The organism is Frisingicoccus caecimuris (assembly GCF_004340975.1).
Taxonomy (GTDB): Bacteria; Bacillota; Clostridia; order Lachnospirales; family Lachnospiraceae; genus Frisingicoccus; species Frisingicoccus caecimuris.
In genome coordinates this window covers 18,904-34,782 of the sequence record NZ_SLXA01000014.1, presented here as the reverse complement: position 1 = coordinate 34,782, position 15,879 = coordinate 18,904, and the positions used below count along the sequence as shown (strand labels likewise).

Annotated in this window: 19 protein-coding genes and 2 pseudogenes; 2 read left to right on the top strand and 19 right to left on the bottom strand. The window is 40.6% G+C overall.

The window, feature by feature from the left end; translation table 11 throughout:
- Nucleotides 1-6: 6 nt before the first annotated feature.
- The 9 genes and pseudogenes from EV212_RS11525 to EV212_RS11485 form a co-directional block, all read right to left on the bottom strand.
- Nucleotides 7-930 carry a replication initiator protein A gene (locus tag EV212_RS11525; RefSeq protein ID WP_132093470.1) on the bottom strand — a complete coding sequence of 308 codons (924 nt, stop codon included), beginning with the start codon at nucleotides 928-930 and terminating at the stop codon, nucleotides 7-9.
- Entirely contained in the window at nucleotides 920-1,312 is a 393-nt protein-coding gene (locus EV212_RS11520) for a hypothetical protein (protein WP_132093466.1), read from the bottom strand. The genes EV212_RS11525 and EV212_RS11520 overlap by 11 nt, the downstream gene beginning before the upstream one ends.
- Nucleotides 1,313-1,324: 12 nt before the next feature.
- Nucleotides 1,325-1,735, bottom strand: coding sequence for a single-stranded DNA-binding protein (locus EV212_RS11515; RefSeq protein WP_132093464.1), 411 nt, complete (start codon nucleotides 1,733-1,735; stop codon nucleotides 1,325-1,327).
- A gap of 14 nt (nucleotides 1,736-1,749) precedes the next feature.
- Nucleotides 1,750-2,148 carry a hypothetical protein gene (locus tag EV212_RS11510; RefSeq protein ID WP_132093461.1) on the bottom strand — a complete coding sequence of 133 codons (399 nt, stop codon included), beginning with the start codon at nucleotides 2,146-2,148 and terminating at the stop codon, nucleotides 1,750-1,752.
- A 216-nt stretch (nucleotides 2,149-2,364) separates the two neighbouring features.
- On the bottom strand, nucleotides 2,365-2,676 hold the full coding sequence (locus EV212_RS11505; protein WP_132093458.1) for a DUF6050 family protein: 312 nt from the start codon (nucleotides 2,674-2,676) through the stop codon (nucleotides 2,365-2,367).
- Complete coding sequence (locus EV212_RS11500; protein WP_132093455.1) at nucleotides 2,654-3,583, bottom strand: ParB/RepB/Spo0J family partition protein; 930 nt, start codon at nucleotides 3,581-3,583, stop codon at nucleotides 2,654-2,656. Before EV212_RS11500 ends, EV212_RS11505 begins: the two co-directional genes overlap by 23 nt.
- Nucleotides 3,573-4,358 carry a ParA family protein gene (locus tag EV212_RS11495; RefSeq protein ID WP_132093452.1) on the bottom strand — a complete coding sequence of 262 codons (786 nt, stop codon included), beginning with the start codon at nucleotides 4,356-4,358 and terminating at the stop codon, nucleotides 3,573-3,575. Before EV212_RS11495 ends, EV212_RS11500 begins: the two co-directional genes overlap by 11 nt.
- 306 nt (nucleotides 4,359-4,664) lie before the next feature.
- Nucleotides 4,665-5,255: pseudogene (locus EV212_RS11490) on the bottom strand (tyrosine-type recombinase/integrase); the annotation flags it as partial.
- A gap of 15 nt (nucleotides 5,256-5,270) precedes the next feature.
- Nucleotides 5,271-5,465: an ICEBs1 excisionase gene (locus EV212_RS11485; protein ID WP_132093449.1), complete on the bottom strand. Its 195-nt coding sequence runs from the start codon at nucleotides 5,463-5,465 to the stop codon at nucleotides 5,271-5,273.
- 177 nt (nucleotides 5,466-5,642) lie between these two features.
- On the opposite strand from EV212_RS11485, the gene EV212_RS11480 reads away from it, so the two are divergent.
- Nucleotides 5,643-6,188, top strand: a complete 546-nt coding sequence (locus EV212_RS11480; RefSeq protein ID WP_132093446.1) for a helix-turn-helix domain-containing protein — start codon at nucleotides 5,643-5,645, stop codon at nucleotides 6,186-6,188.
- A gap of 18 nt (nucleotides 6,189-6,206) precedes the next feature.
- The gene (locus tag EV212_RS11475; protein WP_132093443.1) at nucleotides 6,207-6,971 is read left to right on the top strand and encodes a nucleoside phosphorylase; all 765 of its coding nucleotides are present in this window, start codon (nucleotides 6,207-6,209) and stop codon (nucleotides 6,969-6,971) included.
- Between the two features lie 345 nt (nucleotides 6,972-7,316).
- Here the strand turns inward: EV212_RS11475 and EV212_RS11470 are convergent, their stop codons facing one another.
- From EV212_RS11470 to EV212_RS11425, 10 genes and pseudogenes are all read right to left on the bottom strand, one after another.
- Complete coding sequence (locus EV212_RS11470) at nucleotides 7,317-8,177, bottom strand: KilA-N domain-containing protein (RefSeq protein WP_132093546.1); 861 nt, start codon at nucleotides 8,175-8,177, stop codon at nucleotides 7,317-7,319.
- 123 nt (nucleotides 8,178-8,300) lie between these two features.
- The gene (locus tag EV212_RS11465) at nucleotides 8,301-8,615 is read right to left on the bottom strand and encodes a DUF3784 domain-containing protein (RefSeq protein ID WP_132093440.1); all 315 of its coding nucleotides are present in this window, start codon (nucleotides 8,613-8,615) and stop codon (nucleotides 8,301-8,303) included.
- 149 nt (nucleotides 8,616-8,764) lie between these two features.
- Nucleotides 8,765-9,117: pseudogene (locus EV212_RS11460) on the bottom strand (TnpV protein).
- A gap of 25 nt (nucleotides 9,118-9,142) precedes the next feature.
- Entirely contained in the window at nucleotides 9,143-9,649 is a 507-nt protein-coding gene (locus EV212_RS13765) for a hypothetical protein (RefSeq protein ID WP_243115549.1), read from the bottom strand.
- Nucleotides 9,650-9,652: 3 nt separating this feature from the next.
- Nucleotides 9,653-10,432, bottom strand: coding sequence for a MobA/MobL family protein (locus EV212_RS13760; RefSeq protein WP_243115548.1), 780 nt, complete (start codon nucleotides 10,430-10,432; stop codon nucleotides 9,653-9,655).
- Nucleotides 10,433-10,628: 196 nt separating this feature from the next.
- Nucleotides 10,629-12,107 (bottom strand): NHL repeat-containing protein, encoded by a 1,479-nt coding sequence (locus EV212_RS11445; protein WP_132093437.1) that lies wholly within the window; start codon nucleotides 12,105-12,107, stop codon nucleotides 10,629-10,631.
- Between the two features lie 40 nt (nucleotides 12,108-12,147).
- Complete coding sequence (locus tag EV212_RS11440; protein ID WP_132093434.1) at nucleotides 12,148-12,888, bottom strand: hypothetical protein; 741 nt, start codon at nucleotides 12,886-12,888, stop codon at nucleotides 12,148-12,150.
- A gap of 242 nt (nucleotides 12,889-13,130) precedes the next feature.
- On the bottom strand, nucleotides 13,131-13,940 hold the full coding sequence (locus tag EV212_RS11435) for a TPM domain-containing protein (RefSeq protein ID WP_132093431.1): 810 nt from the start codon (nucleotides 13,938-13,940) through the stop codon (nucleotides 13,131-13,133).
- Between the two features lie 13 nt (nucleotides 13,941-13,953).
- Nucleotides 13,954-15,048, bottom strand: a complete 1,095-nt coding sequence (locus EV212_RS11430; RefSeq protein WP_132093428.1) for a hypothetical protein — start codon at nucleotides 15,046-15,048, stop codon at nucleotides 13,954-13,956.
- A 21-nt stretch (nucleotides 15,049-15,069) separates the two neighbouring features.
- A complete protein-coding gene (locus EV212_RS11425) occupies nucleotides 15,070-15,831 on the bottom strand; it encodes a hypothetical protein (RefSeq protein ID WP_132093425.1) in 762 nt (253 codons plus the stop codon).
- Nucleotides 15,832-15,879 lie beyond the last annotated feature (48 nt).

Here is a 15,879-nt window from a genome sequence, read left to right as displayed (position 1 = left end):
TCCTCTTTATTCCATTTCTTTGTTCTTGAACATATTCAGGTACATGTTGAAAACACTCACCAGTTCCTTCAGGTAGATACGTCTGGCACCTTTGTTGCAGGCGTGCATATCTTCAATCCATTCCGGGGAATTTCCGCAGATCACAGCCGTTATCTCCACGACAGCCATAAATTTCTTCATGGATTCCATCTTGTAGACACGGTTGAAATACTGGCGGATAGCCTCAATTCTATCTGGATTATTTTCCAGCAATTCAATCACACCGAATGCCAGGTCCATACCAAATTCACTGGCATCATCTTCAATTGCCTCATCATCCAGGTTACCGTCCTCATCGCAGTAGCATCTGAATTCCATCGGATTTAAATCTTCCGGATTAAACTCGTCCTCTCCCAGATCAGTTGGCGGGACACCGTCCTCCAGATGCCCTCCCTCCGGACAGCCTTCCCTGATAATCTCGATATAGCCTTTTTTCATAAGATCATCTACAATCTCCCTGGCAGTCTCCACCATCTTGTCCATGATCTCCTCTGCCTCTTCCGACGTTACCATTTCCATCAAATCCTTAATTGTCATCATTGCGTTTTCCTCCTCATATTTTGAAATATCATTTATATAGAAACGGTTCGGTCTGCCATTGTCTTTAACAACCCGAACCATGTTTCCCATACTTTCCAGTTCCGAAACAGCGTAATCTACCCGGTATCTGGTACTATTCAAATCCTTGATCATTTCACTTTTGGGATAGATCACATACCGTTTCCCTTTCTGGTCAATCCATCTGTTCTGTGCTGCATATTTCAGCCGGTCAAGCATGAGGCTGTATAATACCTTTGCCGTAGTGGATAAAGAGCAATATCTCTCTTCCTTAAACAGTGCCTTCGGCACCAGCAGGCACTCTACCGGCATATAATCCTGATTATTCACCATGCTTCCCTCCATTCAAATCAACCATTGCCTCTGTTGAGAAAACAGTCAAATCCAGCATTCCCACAAAAATCTGATAATACAGGGAACAAAGCTCTGCATCATCCCTTACCAGATATAACCCTTCCAGTTCTTCTGACAGATGCCTCATGGCATACATCGTCTGGCAGAGTTCATGGACTTTTTCATAGTCCTGTTTTTCCACGTTCTGCTCCAGGCGGTCAACAAAACGGCTCCAATCTGTAAAGTTGCTGTCCATTACAATCAGGCACTGGAACAGCTCGGTCGCTTCACATGCAGCCGCCAATACTACATTTTTGATATTGATGGAACCATTTTCATTTCTCATGTGATTGATCATGTACTCTTTATTTAACATTATCATTGGTTTTTCCTCCTATCGAAACGGCATTTCTTCTTCCATAGATTCCGGGATGTTCAGAAAACCATCCCCTTCCATCGGCTCCGGCATTTTCTCCGGCATTTTCTCCTGCACTTTTGCCCCGGCAAACTCGATACGGTCTGCAAAAAGTTCTGTCGTATACACCTTTTTTCCGGTCTCTTTATTATCGTAACTGCCGGTTACGATTTCACCCTCTACCATCACCTTTGTTCCCTGCACCAGGTAATCCCGGACAAACTCCGCTTTTTTTGCAAAGGCTTTCACCGGAATGAAACTGACATCGTCTGAGTAATTTCTTCTGACTGCCAGTACAAACTTGGCGATCTTATGAAGACCTTTTTCATTCTGTGTCTCGGTATAGCCCGGATCACGAACCAGTCTTCCAGAAATAATTGCTGTATTCATTACCTCGCATCCTCCTATCCTTTCAGTGTTTTATAGCACAGCCCGATACATGGACCACACTTGGCATAACAACAGTCGTAACATTCATCTTTCTCCAGTTCCTCCTGTTCCATTTCATCCGCAAACATGCTCATAAGCAGTTCATAAGCAGTTTTCAATTCCAGATATTTCTCTTCTGCTTTTTCCATCTTCCTTTTAAATTCCGGAAGCATCTGGCGAAGAACCGGATGGAAATGTTCTTCTTCATCATCCCAGGCACAATCTGCCATCATGCACCTTGGAAATTTTTCATAACTTCCGGCATAATAGGGGCAATAAGAACATCCCCTTTCCCGGAACATAGCTGGTGTAATAACCGGAAGCTGCCCTCTGATTTCTTTCGTAATCTGTTTGTTCTTGATTCGCTCTCTCATGTTCGTTCTCCTCCGTCTTTTTCTTTATGCAAAAGGGGATTCCCCCTGAATTGCCTGCTTTATTGCACATTTCGCAGCTTTGCTGCTCAATGACCGTTAGCTGTCAAATACAAATCCAAAACAATTTTGGCTTTGTACTTTCCAGCTTTATCGCACAAAAAAAAAGCAGGCTTACGAATTTGTTTTTTCGCAAGCCTGCCTCAAATCTACTATTCATTATCTTTTTACTATATACCAGATGGTCACATAGACTGCCCTCACAATATAATATGGGATCATAAGGCTTCCCAATAAACCACCCACAATAACACTCAATGCGATCATTCCAACAGTACCCCCAACATCATAGCCTCTGGGGATTAAAATGATACACATTTTATGTATTCCAAACGGAAGCCCTGCAAGGAACAGGAACATAAATAAATCTGTATTCCCGGTCACTCCCATAATCGTTTTTACCATCCAGAGCCAGAATACCATAGTTGCCAGTGGTAACAATGCCTTCTTAATCACATCCACGATTGTCATTTTGAACACGCTCCTTATTGTCTGCCCATTCCTCTAACAATTTAAAAATCACATCTTCTATCTGCTCTTTTGTATAACTCTCCGGGAAAAACATCCGGAGCTTCTTTTCCGGCAGCTTCACCTGTAATTTCTCTGTTTTACCCTGGTAACAGATACTATCAATTTCCGGATATGTCAGTAAATGTTCCTTAGAACACTTCTTCATTTCCTTTGCCTGCTTCATGGATGGAACCATTTCATGGTTACCCATATACTGCAGCAGTATATCCTGCTCCTCTTTTTTTAAATATGATAATTCAACAGCAGTATTAAACGGGAGCTGTTTATGATCAGCCATATCCAGAAGAACCGGATGTAATTCCGTCAGATGGATATACCTGAGAATCTGCCGTGTACTATCCTCTGAATTTTGGCTGATATCCTCTGCCGCCAACTTCTTGCCAACTTGGCAAGAAGTTAAATCACTTCGTTTGCCCTGACGTTTCAATGCATCATATTTCATCTTATAGGCAAATGCCTTTTCACTTATTAACAGTTCTTCACGCTGGATGTTTGAGTCAACCATAATCACAGTCGATTCATCATCTGTCAGGTCCTTAATAATAACTGGCATGGTTTTCAAGCCTGCTATCTCACACGCCCTCTTGCGGCGGTGACCTGCTATAATTTCATAACCACCAGTATCCTTTATTCTTACAATACCAGGCACCAAAACTCCATGCATCTTTACACTCTCAGACAACTCAGCCATTTTGTCATCATCCAGAACCTTAAAAGGATGATTTGAGAAAGGATGCAGATTATCCAGAGCAATCTGTTGGATGCCTGCCTGTTCCTCACTTGTCGTTCCGAACAGGGCATCTAATGACTGTAACGGGATTGGCGTTGATTTCTTTTTACCTGCCATGTTCAAGAACCTCCTCCGTAAAACTCATATATGCTTTCGCAACTTTACCTTTTGGTTCGTATTTAAAAATACTCTGTCCCTCTCTGACCGCTTCTTTCATCCTGACAGAAAACGGAATATAATTGTCAAACACATGAATCTGATTTCCATAGGCATTATGAAGCAATTCCATGTTGTTTCTGGCATCATTTGTATGGACATCCACCATACTGAAAAGGATACCGGCAATCTGCAGTTTCGGGTTAATCTGTCTTCTGACTTTTCCGATTGTCTTCAAGAGCTGCTGCAATCCCTTGATTGGAAGATAGGATGCTTCTACCGGAATCAACACTTCATCCGACGCTGCCAGGGCATTGATGGTGATCATACCCAAGGATGGCATACAATCTATCAAAATTGCATCGTACCGATCTTTTACCCTGTTTAATATTTGTTTCAGGACAAACTCACGGCTCATTGCATTCACAAGCTGTACCTCTGTTCCTGCCAATCCAATATTGGAGCATATAATATCAATACCTTCCTCTGTATGCTGGATAAAGCAGTCTTCCGGAATATCTTCATCACTCAACACCATTTCCATCAGCGTTGTTAATGTTTCATTACTATTATCGCAGTCACGGAATCCAAATCCAGCAGACACATCTGACTGCGGATCAGCATCCACGACTAACACCTTCTTATTCATAAGAGCCAACCCTACACCAAGATTTCCTGCACATGCGGATTTTCCAGTTCCGCCTTTCTGGTTTACTACTGATATAATTTTTGCCATATTCTTTATCACCTTTCTTTGATCTCAAATAAAAAAGAGGACTGAATCAGACAGCCGGAACTAATGTCCATGCGAGCTAATACAGTCCTAAAAATAAATATATTCAGTTATCACCGCTTTCGTGGTATAGTAAAAACATCTCAGCCATGTACTGAAATCTTTCTCTGTTTTAATTGGTTTTTTATAAAAGATCGGCCTTTCCTTCATAAATTCGTTGTTTCGTTGCAAGAATTTTTCAGGACCAAATCACCTCAACCCCGCATGTTTACTGGGTTTCTGTTGATTTAGACTTATTTTACCATCAGCATCCCCTATTCTCATACCCGTCCAATAAAGAAGCAGGAACGCCATTTTTGTTTCCGGCTTATCCTCTACAGTCACAAGGAACTGTTTGAACTCCTGCTTTGTCCAAAATTCCTTTTCCCCTGCATTACTTTTTCCAATACTCCCGGCTTTCCGACAAGGGTTGTCTTTCAAGTCATAGTATCGAACCGCATAATTGAAAATCGCTGATAGCTGATTATTGACTGTTTTCAAATACGTTTGAGAATAACCTTTTTTCATCAGAGCATTTTGCCATGCCCGAATGTCGGAAGCCCTAATCTCGCTTATGCTCTTTTTCTTGAAATACGGAATGATTTTCAAATCAATAATGAATTTCTTTGTCCGCATGGTATTCTCACGCAGACGGTGTTCCATATCCTCATAGTAAATTTGAACGAAATTCTCAAAATTGATATTCAAATCTTTCTGCTGTTGTTGCAGGAAATCCCGCTCCCATTGCTCCGCTTCCGCCTTTGTTTTAAAACCTCTCTTATTTTTCTTGTGGCTCACGCCCTGCCAGTCCTTATAGTAAAACTGGCAGCGCCACATTTTCCCGTCTCTTGTTGCCGACATAAAAGTCCTCCTCTCCTACATGGCTACGGTCAGACCGTAAAATTTTTCTTCAAAGTATTTTGTCGGAACCTTGCCGCAGATTGTCCGATATCCCTTTGCTTTCAATTCTTCGTTCAGCCCCCGGATAATCTTGTAGGCATAGCCTGTTGACACGCCAAGCATTTCTGCCGCTTCCTCTGCTGTTACATACATTTTTTTCGTTTTCTCCATTCATTGTCCTCCTGTTTTTATATTAGGGACTTTTGTCCCTTTCTTGTATTTTGATTATATAGGCTCTTTTGTCCCTTGTCAATATATTTTTCAGATTTTATTTGCTTATTTTAGACGCATATGTTAGAATACAAATGTCCCTATTTTTTAAATTATCAACATTAAAGGAGTTGTCCTATGACAGTAGGAGAGAAAATTAAGACGTTCCGAAATATCCGGGGAATTTCACAGAATATGCTGGGGGAACTGGCAGGTATAGACGGAACCACTATCCGCAAATATGAGTTGGGAAGCCGGAACCCTAAGCCCGACCAGCTTTTGAAGATTGCCAACGCTCTGGGTGTGAGTATCAATGTCTTTACAGATTTTGATATAGAAACCGCTTCCGATGTTCTTACTCTGCTTTTCAAAATGGATGAACAGATAGATATGGAAATTGACGGGGAAAAGGATAAGGACGGAAATCTCATTCCAGACACGATATATATTCGTTTTAAGCACCCGGAAATCAACAACCGCCTTGCCAAATTTGCAAAAGCCAAGAAATTGCAGGAAAATCTGATTGCTTCCAAAGACGCATTTCCAAGCGAAGAAGCCTTTCAGCATGAAGTCGAGCAGATGAATGAAACATGTGAGCAGATCAAGCAGCATTTAGTTGATACAAATAAAGTTGTGAAAAAGGGAACTTCTGGTATCGCTGTCAAGGTATATCCAGAAAATTAGTAGCGGGAGGTAAATATCTTGAATACAATATTTCAACGAACAAATATTTCAGAACCGGCTTTATTCAGTCCGTCCGATACAACGAAAAAAATTGATAATTTCCCGGAGATATGTGTTTCCACGTTTTCAGAGAATATTATTCAAAAATTTTCTTCACTGGACAATACCGAAAAGATATCAGAACTGTATACCGCAAATGGTATGATACCCGTTTACAAAATCCGCTATAAAGATACAGATATTGCTTTCTATCTGTCCAGAGTAGGTGCGCCTGCTTGTGTCGCTGGATTTGAAGAAATTATTGCTATGGGAGCAAAAAAGTTTGTTTTGTTTGGTTCTTGCGGTGTGTTGGATAATGATAAGGTAAAAAACAATATCATTATCCCTGTTTCTGCTGTCCGTGATGAGGGCACAAGTTATCATTATATAGCACCCTCGCCAGAAATTGAAGCAGATCCACATTCAGTTCAAATATTAGAAAGTGTTTTATCAAGTTGCGGTTATCCGTATGTAAAAGGGAAAACATGGACTTCGGACGCTATTTACAGAGAAACGCTACCCCTTATTCAAGAACGCAGACAAGAGGGCTGTCTTGTCGTAGAAATGGAATGTGCTTCCATGCTGGCAGTTGCTGAATACAGGCATATCCCTTTTATCCAATTTTTGTACGGAGCAGATAATCTTAGTTCTGATACATGGGAAATCAGAGATTTGAATTTATATGGTCTGAACAACGCAGAAAAATATATGGTACTTGCCTTTGAATGTGGACTGGCTATGTAAAACAAATAAGGCAGGTATCATGATACCCGCCCTAAATCCAGTATTCTTCAAATAATTAGAGCCATTTTAGAGTCAACCGCCATAAAACAACGCCGGAAATGCCCATTTTATCAGCATTTCCGGCGTTCTGTCCGTTATTCTAACTCGACAATTACTAATCAATTTTGTTTAGAGATTATTTATTGCCGTGTTCGCTTTTCTTTCAATTATTTGATTTATCCATATTATCCTGCCTATACGGGTTAATGTTATCAATTTGTTATCGGTATTGATAACACCCGCTCCGTAGCTGTGGATAATAGCAATATATTCCGATTCAGATTATAAGCGGTTTTGCTTAGGAAATCAACCATTTGTTTCTGTATCTTCAATAAGATTTTTCTTTAATGCCGCAATCGTATCTTGGTTCTTTCTCAAAAGCTCTAATTGCCTGTACGCTTTTTCTCTTAATATTTTCAGCCTTTCAATTTTAGGCACTTCCTGTCTTATCAGATCCGCGTTTGTATCTTCCAGATTGATAAGCACAACCAATTCTTCTACTGAAGCAAAATCTCTGATATTAGGAGTTTTTCCCTTTATTCCTTTTTCACTTCTCCATTGTGCTGCCGTTTTTCCAAACAAAGCCATATTTAAAATATCTGCTTCTGAAGCATATGTATATGCCATTTCCTGCGGAGATAATGTGGGAGTTATCAAAAATTCTTTTACTGCATCTGTGTGGATACGATAGTTTATTTTTGAAAGTTCTCTCTTTACATCCCATCCAATCGCTAACCGATCTGCTTCATCTTTCTTCAAACGCTGATAATCTTTGATGATATAAAGCTTAAATTCCGGCGAAATCCATGAAGCAAACTCGAAAGCTATATCTGTATGAGCATAAGTACCGCCATATCGTCCCGATTTTGATACGATACCGATTGCATCCGTTGCTTTTATCCATTGTTGCGGTGTCAATGTAAAAGCATTATCTCCTGATTCCGCTTTAAACCTATCGAATTCGATAGGTTTAAAATTTGGATTGTGAATTTGTTCCCACAAGCCCAAAAATGAAATCGTAGAATGATTACGCATCCAGTTTGCCACCACAATAAAGGCATTGTCTGGATTTTTATATTTTGCAATATCAGTGAGCGAAATATAAGCGTCTTCATTAACAACATCGCCCATCACCCTGATTTCTGTTCCATTGGCATCTATTTTCATGTTTTTCAATCTTAGGTTTTCCCCTTTCTACATTGCGGACACTCTCTTTCAAAATAAATTTCTAATTTTTCTTTTCAATTTCTCGCCATATGTAATTGTCACATCAATTTTCGCAACTGAAATTTAACGTTCTCTTTTATGCCTATCAATAAGCAACAAAACAAACATAATAAACCATATCCCCCATGCAATCAAACAACCAATTCCTTGATATTGGATATCTATGATTATTCCAATAATAAAAGGAACTGACATAAACATCATTCTTTTTCCATATGCCTTACACATAGCATTCTCATCGTATTTCTTTCGTTCATCCGCTGATTTCATATTATAACCCGACAAGAAATTAGCAGCTTTTCCTTCTGATTTATAGAACCATATTCCAAACAAAAACATAATCACTGCCATCACAAAGTCAAAAACAATATAGAACATATAATCATAGAACATATAATACAATTTCTCCTTTCAGCCAATTAGTCTTATCTCTTTATTCTTAATTATATACTAAACAGTATTATTGTAAAGTAGAGAACAAGCCATTTTCTACCTTGTTCTCTACTGCATTACTTTTACTGATATATTTATATTATTTCTTTGTCCACAATCTCCCTCGCACACGCCTGTATATTATTCATTCTACCAACCCACTCTCAAGCGTTATCTGCCTTTAACTGCTCTGTAATTCCCTGTGCCTGTTTCATCTGCTCTACAATCCCCTCAAAGCGTTCCTGTGCCTGTCCCTCTATATCTGCCAGATAACTGCTCAACCTGCCGCTCATCAGTAGATCCAGATATACAGTCCTGCGGTATTCTTTCAAATACTGCAAATGTCTTTGTCCCCATACTCCAACAAATCTCGGTTCTTCTTCCTCCGGTAAGGTAAGGTAAGGTTGGGGATAAAGTAATCCCCACATCTTACATAAGTGCCGCCCATTTCTTCATGTTCTGTTCCACCTTTCTCATCGTTCTCTGTCCATAGATTTTTTCTTTGTAGTCTGTTTCTGTTGCTGTCTGTTTTCCTGCTTGTAACGGTGCAATTTTTCCCGTATGCTTGCTTTTTTCGGCGGTTCTGATGACTGCTCTTTCTTCGGCTCTGCCTTATTTTCCCATGCTCGCAGCTCCTCATTATATTCCCTGACCAGTTTTTCTGATTTCTGATATGTCCTTGCGAAAGACTGCACATCTGGATATCCTGCCTGTTTTACCGTCTGTTCCATATCCGTGTAGATACGTTTTTCCTGTTTCTCTGACTGTTCAATTTTGCCCTCTAAAGATTTCCGTGCTTTCCCTTTGAAAAATCCAGTTGTCTCGGAAAGTTGTTTCTTCAATGAAGAAATCTCCTGCTGTGCGAACTTCATCGCCTGTGACTGCTTCTGAAGTTTCTCCATCAGCGTCCGCATCTCATTCCATTCCTGTAAATCAATCTTCGGTACTGACTTCGGCGGCAGCTTAAATTTGAAAATCATTTCCTACAAAAAGTCTTTTGCACCTCGGATAATCTGCTGAAACATATCCGGCAGCCAACCATGTGCCTTTATAGATTGCATTGTTTTGTCTTTGATTTTCTCCCGCTTGACCTTTAAAATACCTTCTTCTGGAACACCTTCAACCAATGCCACATCTACCATCCGATTCCATTCCTGCCTTACTGCATTGTCGGCCCGTATCTCTGCTTCTCTCGGATTGTTCTTCCCGATTTTCTTCGTTGCCAGATACACACCACCCTGCTGAAATACAGACAGCTTTTCGGATTCTTCTTTCACATGGCTGTTGATGATTTCCGTAAACATCTCCTTGATTTCTCTGGTAAACGCATCGTTTTTAAACCACTCATCTTTCTTGGTAAAAATGTGGCTTTCATAAACTTCCCCCTTGGGAATAATACTGCATCCTGCCCGAAGATTTCCCTGTTCATCTAAAATATCTTTCTTCGTGCGTCTGTGCTTGCCCTGCTCATCATAAAACATATTTCTGGTAGCAATTTTCACTTCTGGATGTTCCAGCATTTTCCGTTCGCTGAATACGAGATGAATATGGTAATTGGTCATTTTCTTGTTATGGTGAAGTGCCGCACTGCATTCCACATCGTACCTTTTATGAAAGCTGTCCGTGAAAAGCCTTACCACATCATCTGCCTTGTACTCAACAAAACTTTCCGGAAGTGCAATGATAAACTCCCGTCCTTCAATACACTTCCCAGCTGTTCCGCTTGTATTCAGTGTTATCGTATGGATTATGGCATGGACCAAAAAAGCACTCGATAAAAAGGAGGGGATCCTGATGTTGATCCTCTATGCCATTTATGTTGTATATATCTGTATATGATAAATATGAAAATTGATTCACTGATGTGATAAAATTCTACCTTTATATTGGAAACAGGAAACAGAAAAATCACTTGCCGGCAGATAAATTTCTGCCGGCAAGCGATTTTTATTTTTTCAATTAAAATCCTGTCAATCTGAAAAACATCAATTCATTTGCTGATCCATCGTCTCGTTCCTGTGTCAGCATAATTAACAGAGAGCCGTCATCTAAAAGCTGCATATCTTCCAGCCATGGATAACTGACACCAAATATGTCCTCTGTAGAAATTGCACCTACGTGCGTTCCATCTTTTGCCCAAAATTGTATTTCGCGCATATTTCCATCTGCAGCCACAAAACCATTTTCTGTTTCCGCCATGCCTGTAATGGAACCGAGCTTGTCCGGAGAACTGATATCTTCTCCACCTAATTTCAAAAGCTGATTACCATCATAATCATAAACAACAATTTTTGTGCCTTCATCTTCCGCAGCCATGGATCCGGCAACCATAATATGACTATTCGTGATCTGTACGTCATCTATCATGGAAAACAGTCCCTTGCGTTCTTCATCGTTATTTAATCCGGTCAGTATCCACGGTTCTGCCGTCAGGTTACCGCCTTGATTCTCAATCTTCTGAGTATCACTGTTCACCCAGAAACTGATTCCCCATTCTCCGGATGGATGCATATTCAGATCTCCGTCTACTGTTGTCTGAAGTGCTTTTTTCCCATCTTTTACGCCAATTACATCTCCGATTCCCGGTGAAAGATATAACATTCCACTGCTGTCCCCAGACAAATATTCAAAATCATCGTCTAATTCCATCGAAGAAACGAATTCAAGTCCACTTTCTGAATATTCATAAGTATCCAGTTTATTCTCCAGCAGATGGAATACCTGATTGCCCTGTTTTACAAACTGATGATCCATAATCTGCATAACGCCCTGTGCTTCTTTAAATGGGATATATTCCGGAACGATTGTATAAGAACCTACCATCTGCTCTGCCAATACAGGTTCAAGAGGCTCTCCCTCCCATGGCCATGGTGCGTCTTTATTTCCTTCATCCTCTAATTTCAGCACAATTCCTTCCAGCAATTCTTTGTCAGAATCATCTATTTCCTGTCCTTTTACTCTGATATCATAGGATGTGCCAGACTGTTCATAACGATACATATACGTTTTTTCTATGGAATTACTTTCCGGCATTGCTGTATATTCTGCATTTCCTATTGTTACAGTGTCCATTTTCCCTTCAGCATATGCCTCTAAATCCACTCCAAAGGCAATTAAACTCTTTCGATATGTATATGAATCCTCCTTGGTCGCTTCTATAGAAATGACATTCTCGGATCCATCTGCTGTATCTCCATCAAAAAATCTAACGTAAGAATATTCTTCATCTTTCTTCATATTCTCTTTATCGTAGTTCCATGCCTTCGGATAATACACTGTAAATAAACTTAATTTAAGACTTTCTCTGTCTTTAAATTCTGTTTCTTCCTGCTCTGCTTTTTCCGATTTTTTCTTCTCCGGATTCTTTTTTTGTCCACATGCCGCTATCATCATCATGCATATCATGATACACAGCACACACCACAGTTTCTTTTTCATGGCGTCTTCCCTCCTTTCATGATTTCCACATCCTTTTCAGTTATTCACTGTCACTTTTTACACAGTGGAATGTGTAGTAGTCATCATCATCACTGTAGTCTACTTTCAAAGTACCATCGTCATTTATCATCACTGTAAGAGATGGATTTTCTGATTCAATCGAACAATATCCCAGTGCAACTGACCATGGGAAAGTCCCAATCTCCTCCCCTTTATAAATAACTGTTACATTACGGTCACTTTTGAAATCAAGACGCAGTGCATCATTGATGTTGTCTACTCCTTCCATAGAAGTCTGAGGTCCGTCTCCTAAAAGTTCTTCCACACTTTCTGCAGCCCACTCACCTATGACTGCATTTTCCTCCTCTGTCAGATAGAGTGCCGGATCCATTGCATCCGTTCCATCCTTTGCAAAAATCACCTTTACTCCCATCTCGAGCATATTATCAAAAGAAATAATATCTTTTCCGATGATTCCCACCATTTCTTCTCCTTCGATGCTCAAGATAAACTGATCATCTTCGACAGACCATTTTCCATTCCCTGTAGTGTCTCCAGCTGAAAAGGAAACTTTTCCGCCATTTTTCACTTCAAATTCAAAATCTCCTCCGAAAACTTCATCTATACTGACGGACATTCCCATCATCTGAGCGGTCACCGCTACCCATTTCCCTTCATACGGGTTCTTTTCTCCTGTTTCTCCGGAGCCTCCACAACCAGTCAATACTATCATACTGATGATAAGCACTAGTCCAAATAACAAATTCAACTTTTTTCTCATAATCTTCTCTCCTTTCAATTACTTATTATCTAGGCGTTTGCGAAACGCCACAAGCCGCATAAATACGGCATTTTTTGTTACTAAAAATGAAATACCCCCTCACTGAATATGGTATAATAGAGTTGTCCAGAAACTATATACCCACACCCAAGAATAGAAAGCGGGTTTCCCAGAGCAAAATATATCATAGCAAACAAAAACAGATACTAGAAATCATACCAAAAGCATCTGTCACCCCCTTCCTAGAATTTCGTACCTCCACCACCATGCGTTCTACCAGAAGATGATGTGTGGGTGCTGCTGCCTGAAGAACTCTTTTCTTTTGCCGTCTTGGTTACTGTATGGTACAAGAACAAATCTCTGCTTTCTGTGATATTCATACTTCCATCTTTCACATAATTTCCTGCCGCAGCCTGGAACCGAACGGTCTTCAGCTGTGCCTTCATTCTTCCGACGATAACGAATGCCAGAATCACACCAACACCGATGGAAATAAAGATCCAATAGAATGGTAAGGCGTCTTTTGGAAGTGTGCGTGCTGTATATGGGCTTCCATTTCGTGCCTGTGTAATAAAATCATCACACAGCTCAGCAAATGTCATACATGCGGAAAAATAATCCTGCGATTTCAGATCATCCATCATCTGTTTCGGAATATACTTAATCCCCGCATCGGTAAAAGCAGTGATACCATAACCACAGGTTGATATGTAACAGTCATTATCTTCTGTACTGATCAATAAGAGCACACCATCTTTATCTGCTCCATATCCATATTCACAGTAGTCGTACATGTCATCTGCAAATTCCTCAACCGTTAATCCTTCGAGTGTATCTGTCGTCATAACGATTACGTCCATCTTCTGTCGGATACTGATTTCATCCAGCACATCAAGCAATTTGCTTTCCTCACTGTCAGTCATAAGATCGGCCAGATCATTCACCCGGTAATATTCATCCGCAAAGCCTTCGGAATCCTCTGCATATGCCGGAATTGTCATACCAAGACAAAGGATGAGGATAAGTAAAAACGATATCATTTTCTTTTTCATTCCGTCACCCCCCCTAAAATAGTCCAATAAAGTGCAGAAGCGTCGCCGCACCATAGGTTACTGCTGTGAATGCTACTGCCAGAATCGCTGTCCAGCGAGTTGCTGCCGCCTTATCAACAGGCAAATCTCCGACGAATTTTCCGGTCTGTCCATTCATTGCAAATGTGTATTTGTTTCCATTCCATGTCGTGTTCAAAAGCCATACCGGATATAATGCATATTTCGCTTTACCGTTGTTAAACTGTACACTGCTGTTTTCCGCTGTAACCGTATTATATCCCTGAACAGTCGCAGCAAATGCTTCCTCAGTTGATTGTTTCACACGTACATTTGCACGCTCGATACTTTCTTCTGCAGTCACATCATATTTATCTGCCAGATATCCGGCAAGGTATGCAGTCTGGAAATCTACCGCTTCTGCACAGTGATATGGTTCAATGGATTCCATCAGATCATCCGCCATTTTAGATGAACCATCTACCGGAACATTTTCAAATCCAACGCTACCGCCTCTGTGTACCATAAAGTAACTGGTTTCCGTATAATCGTAATCACTGTCACTCCATACACGTAATTTCGTAGCCCGGTAACGTACATTTGCATCCACATCGGTATCAAAGAGCCAGAACGGAACATAGATTCCCTTGATTTCATCAATATGGTTCTGATCCTTGAAGATCTTCGGCAAAAGACGTTTTCCGGTCAAATGCTTCATCAGTCCTTCTTTTGCCGCTTTTTTATCCAGCTTGAATGGTATTACCAAATCCGGCCTTAATGCTCCAGAGAACTGTCCCATCATAACAATCGGGTTGTCACAGAACGGACAAGAGGTCGCTGCCATATTGGCATCTCCCACAATTTCACCGCCACAGGACTTACATACGTAGGTACGTAATCCTTCGGTTTCGCCTTCCTGCCATTCTCCACCGGCATTGGTTTCCCATTCCATACTATCTGCCTGTTCTTCCTGCAGCTCATCGTCATAACCCTTTAATGCATCCATTTCGAACTCCGTATCACAGTATGGACACTTCATCTTCTGAATCGTACTGTCGAAGGCTATCGCACCGCCACAGCAAGGACATTTATATTCTTGCAAGTTTGCCATGAAAACCCTCCTTCCTTAATCTTAATGAGCCTGTCGGTCAAATTCTGCAAGCGCTTCATCCGCTCTCCGAATCCATTCTGTACGATCTCCGTAGATTGCAGCATCCAGAGAGTTCATTGCCTGCTCTGCCTTTTCTGCCATATCTGCATCTCCTCTTACCGCAGCATTGAATCCGACTGAAATATCCTTCACAGCATCCATCTGTTTCTTCCAGTTATTCATTGCATTACCCAATGTTTTCTGGATTCCAAACAGACTATCAAAATACTTTTTCAGTTTTTCAAAATCCAAGACATTATTCATCGGAACAAATACCTCATAAAGTCCCGGAGTGTTGATAAATGCAAGATGCGCTACTTCTTTTTTCTCTGTCTTATCACCATTTCTTACTTCTTCTTTTTCGAATTCATAAGCTCGCAAATCGGCGATACGGTATACACAGGCACGTGTGCTCTTTCCAAATAGGAAGAATTTATAATCCACCTGGGTAAATGCCACCAGACCAATATCCTCTGCTACGTAAAGATGACCACCGAATCGTTTCAGTTTCTGCGCTTTATTCTTTGTTTTCAGACGAGGTACAAAGAAATATTCCCAAAGTTTTGTTCCTCGGTCCACCTGCTCCAAATGTGACTGAACACTTGGAAGATTGGCATGCACATAGTCAAATGCTTTCATACCCTTACTTCTACAATTCTTTCGGCAAATGCAATTACCATCCGCCAGTTTCTGAGTTTGTACTAAATTAATTTCTGCTCCACAGATTGCACATTTATTAGCCATAATTCCTTCTCCCTTCCTACTATGTTACCGGATTCCCGGCAAATTCAT

Excerpts from the sequence above, each read along its gene's own strand:
- EV212_RS11425 (WP_132093425.1), bottom strand. The coding sequence starts at position 15,831 with ATGGCTAATAAATGTGCAATCTGTGGAGCAGAAATTAATTTAGTACAA.
- EV212_RS11485 (WP_132093449.1), bottom strand. The coding sequence starts at position 5,465 with ATGGAGAAAACGAAAAAAATGTATGTAACAGCAGAGGAAGCGGCAGAA.
- EV212_RS11470 (WP_132093546.1), bottom strand. The coding sequence starts at position 8,177 with ATGAAAATAGATGCCAATGGAACAGAAATCAGGGTGATGGGCGATGTT.
- EV212_RS13765 (WP_243115549.1), bottom strand. The coding sequence starts at position 9,649 with ATGATTTTCAAATTTAAGCTGCCGCCGAAGTCAGTACCGAAGATTGAT.
- EV212_RS11505 (WP_132093458.1), bottom strand. The coding sequence starts at position 2,676 with ATGACAATCGTGGATGTGATTAAGAAGGCATTGTTACCACTGGCAACT.
- EV212_RS11510 (WP_132093461.1), bottom strand. The coding sequence starts at position 2,148 with ATGAGAGAGCGAATCAAGAACAAACAGATTACGAAAGAAATCAGAGGG.
- EV212_RS11445 (WP_132093437.1), bottom strand. The coding sequence starts at position 12,107 with ATGAAAAAGAAACTGTGGTGTGTGCTGTGTATCATGATATGCATGATG.
- EV212_RS11520 (WP_132093466.1), bottom strand. The coding sequence starts at position 1,312 with ATGATAATGTTAAATAAAGAGTACATGATCAATCACATGAGAAATGAA.
- EV212_RS11495 (WP_132093452.1), bottom strand. The coding sequence starts at position 4,358 with ATGGCAAAAATTATATCAGTAGTAAACCAGAAAGGCGGAACTGGAAAA.
- EV212_RS11480 (WP_132093446.1), top strand. The coding sequence starts at position 5,643 with ATGACAGTAGGAGAGAAAATTAAGACGTTCCGAAATATCCGGGGAATT.
- EV212_RS11500 (WP_132093455.1), bottom strand. The coding sequence starts at position 3,583 with ATGGCAGGTAAAAAGAAATCAACGCCAATCCCGTTACAGTCATTAGAT.
- EV212_RS11440 (WP_132093434.1), bottom strand. The coding sequence starts at position 12,888 with ATGAGAAAAAAGTTGAATTTGTTATTTGGACTAGTGCTTATCATCAGT.
- EV212_RS11465 (WP_132093440.1), bottom strand. The coding sequence starts at position 8,615 with ATGTTCTATATTGTTTTTGACTTTGTGATGGCAGTGATTATGTTTTTG.
- EV212_RS11525 (WP_132093470.1), bottom strand. The coding sequence starts at position 930 with ATGGTGAATAATCAGGATTATATGCCGGTAGAGTGCCTGCTGGTGCCG.
- EV212_RS11435 (WP_132093431.1), bottom strand. The coding sequence starts at position 13,940 with ATGAAAAAGAAAATGATATCGTTTTTACTTATCCTCATCCTTTGTCTT.
- EV212_RS11515 (WP_132093464.1), bottom strand. The coding sequence starts at position 1,735 with ATGAATACAGCAATTATTTCTGGAAGACTGGTTCGTGATCCGGGCTAT.
- EV212_RS11430 (WP_132093428.1), bottom strand. The coding sequence starts at position 15,048 with ATGGCAAACTTGCAAGAATATAAATGTCCTTGCTGTGGCGGTGCGATA.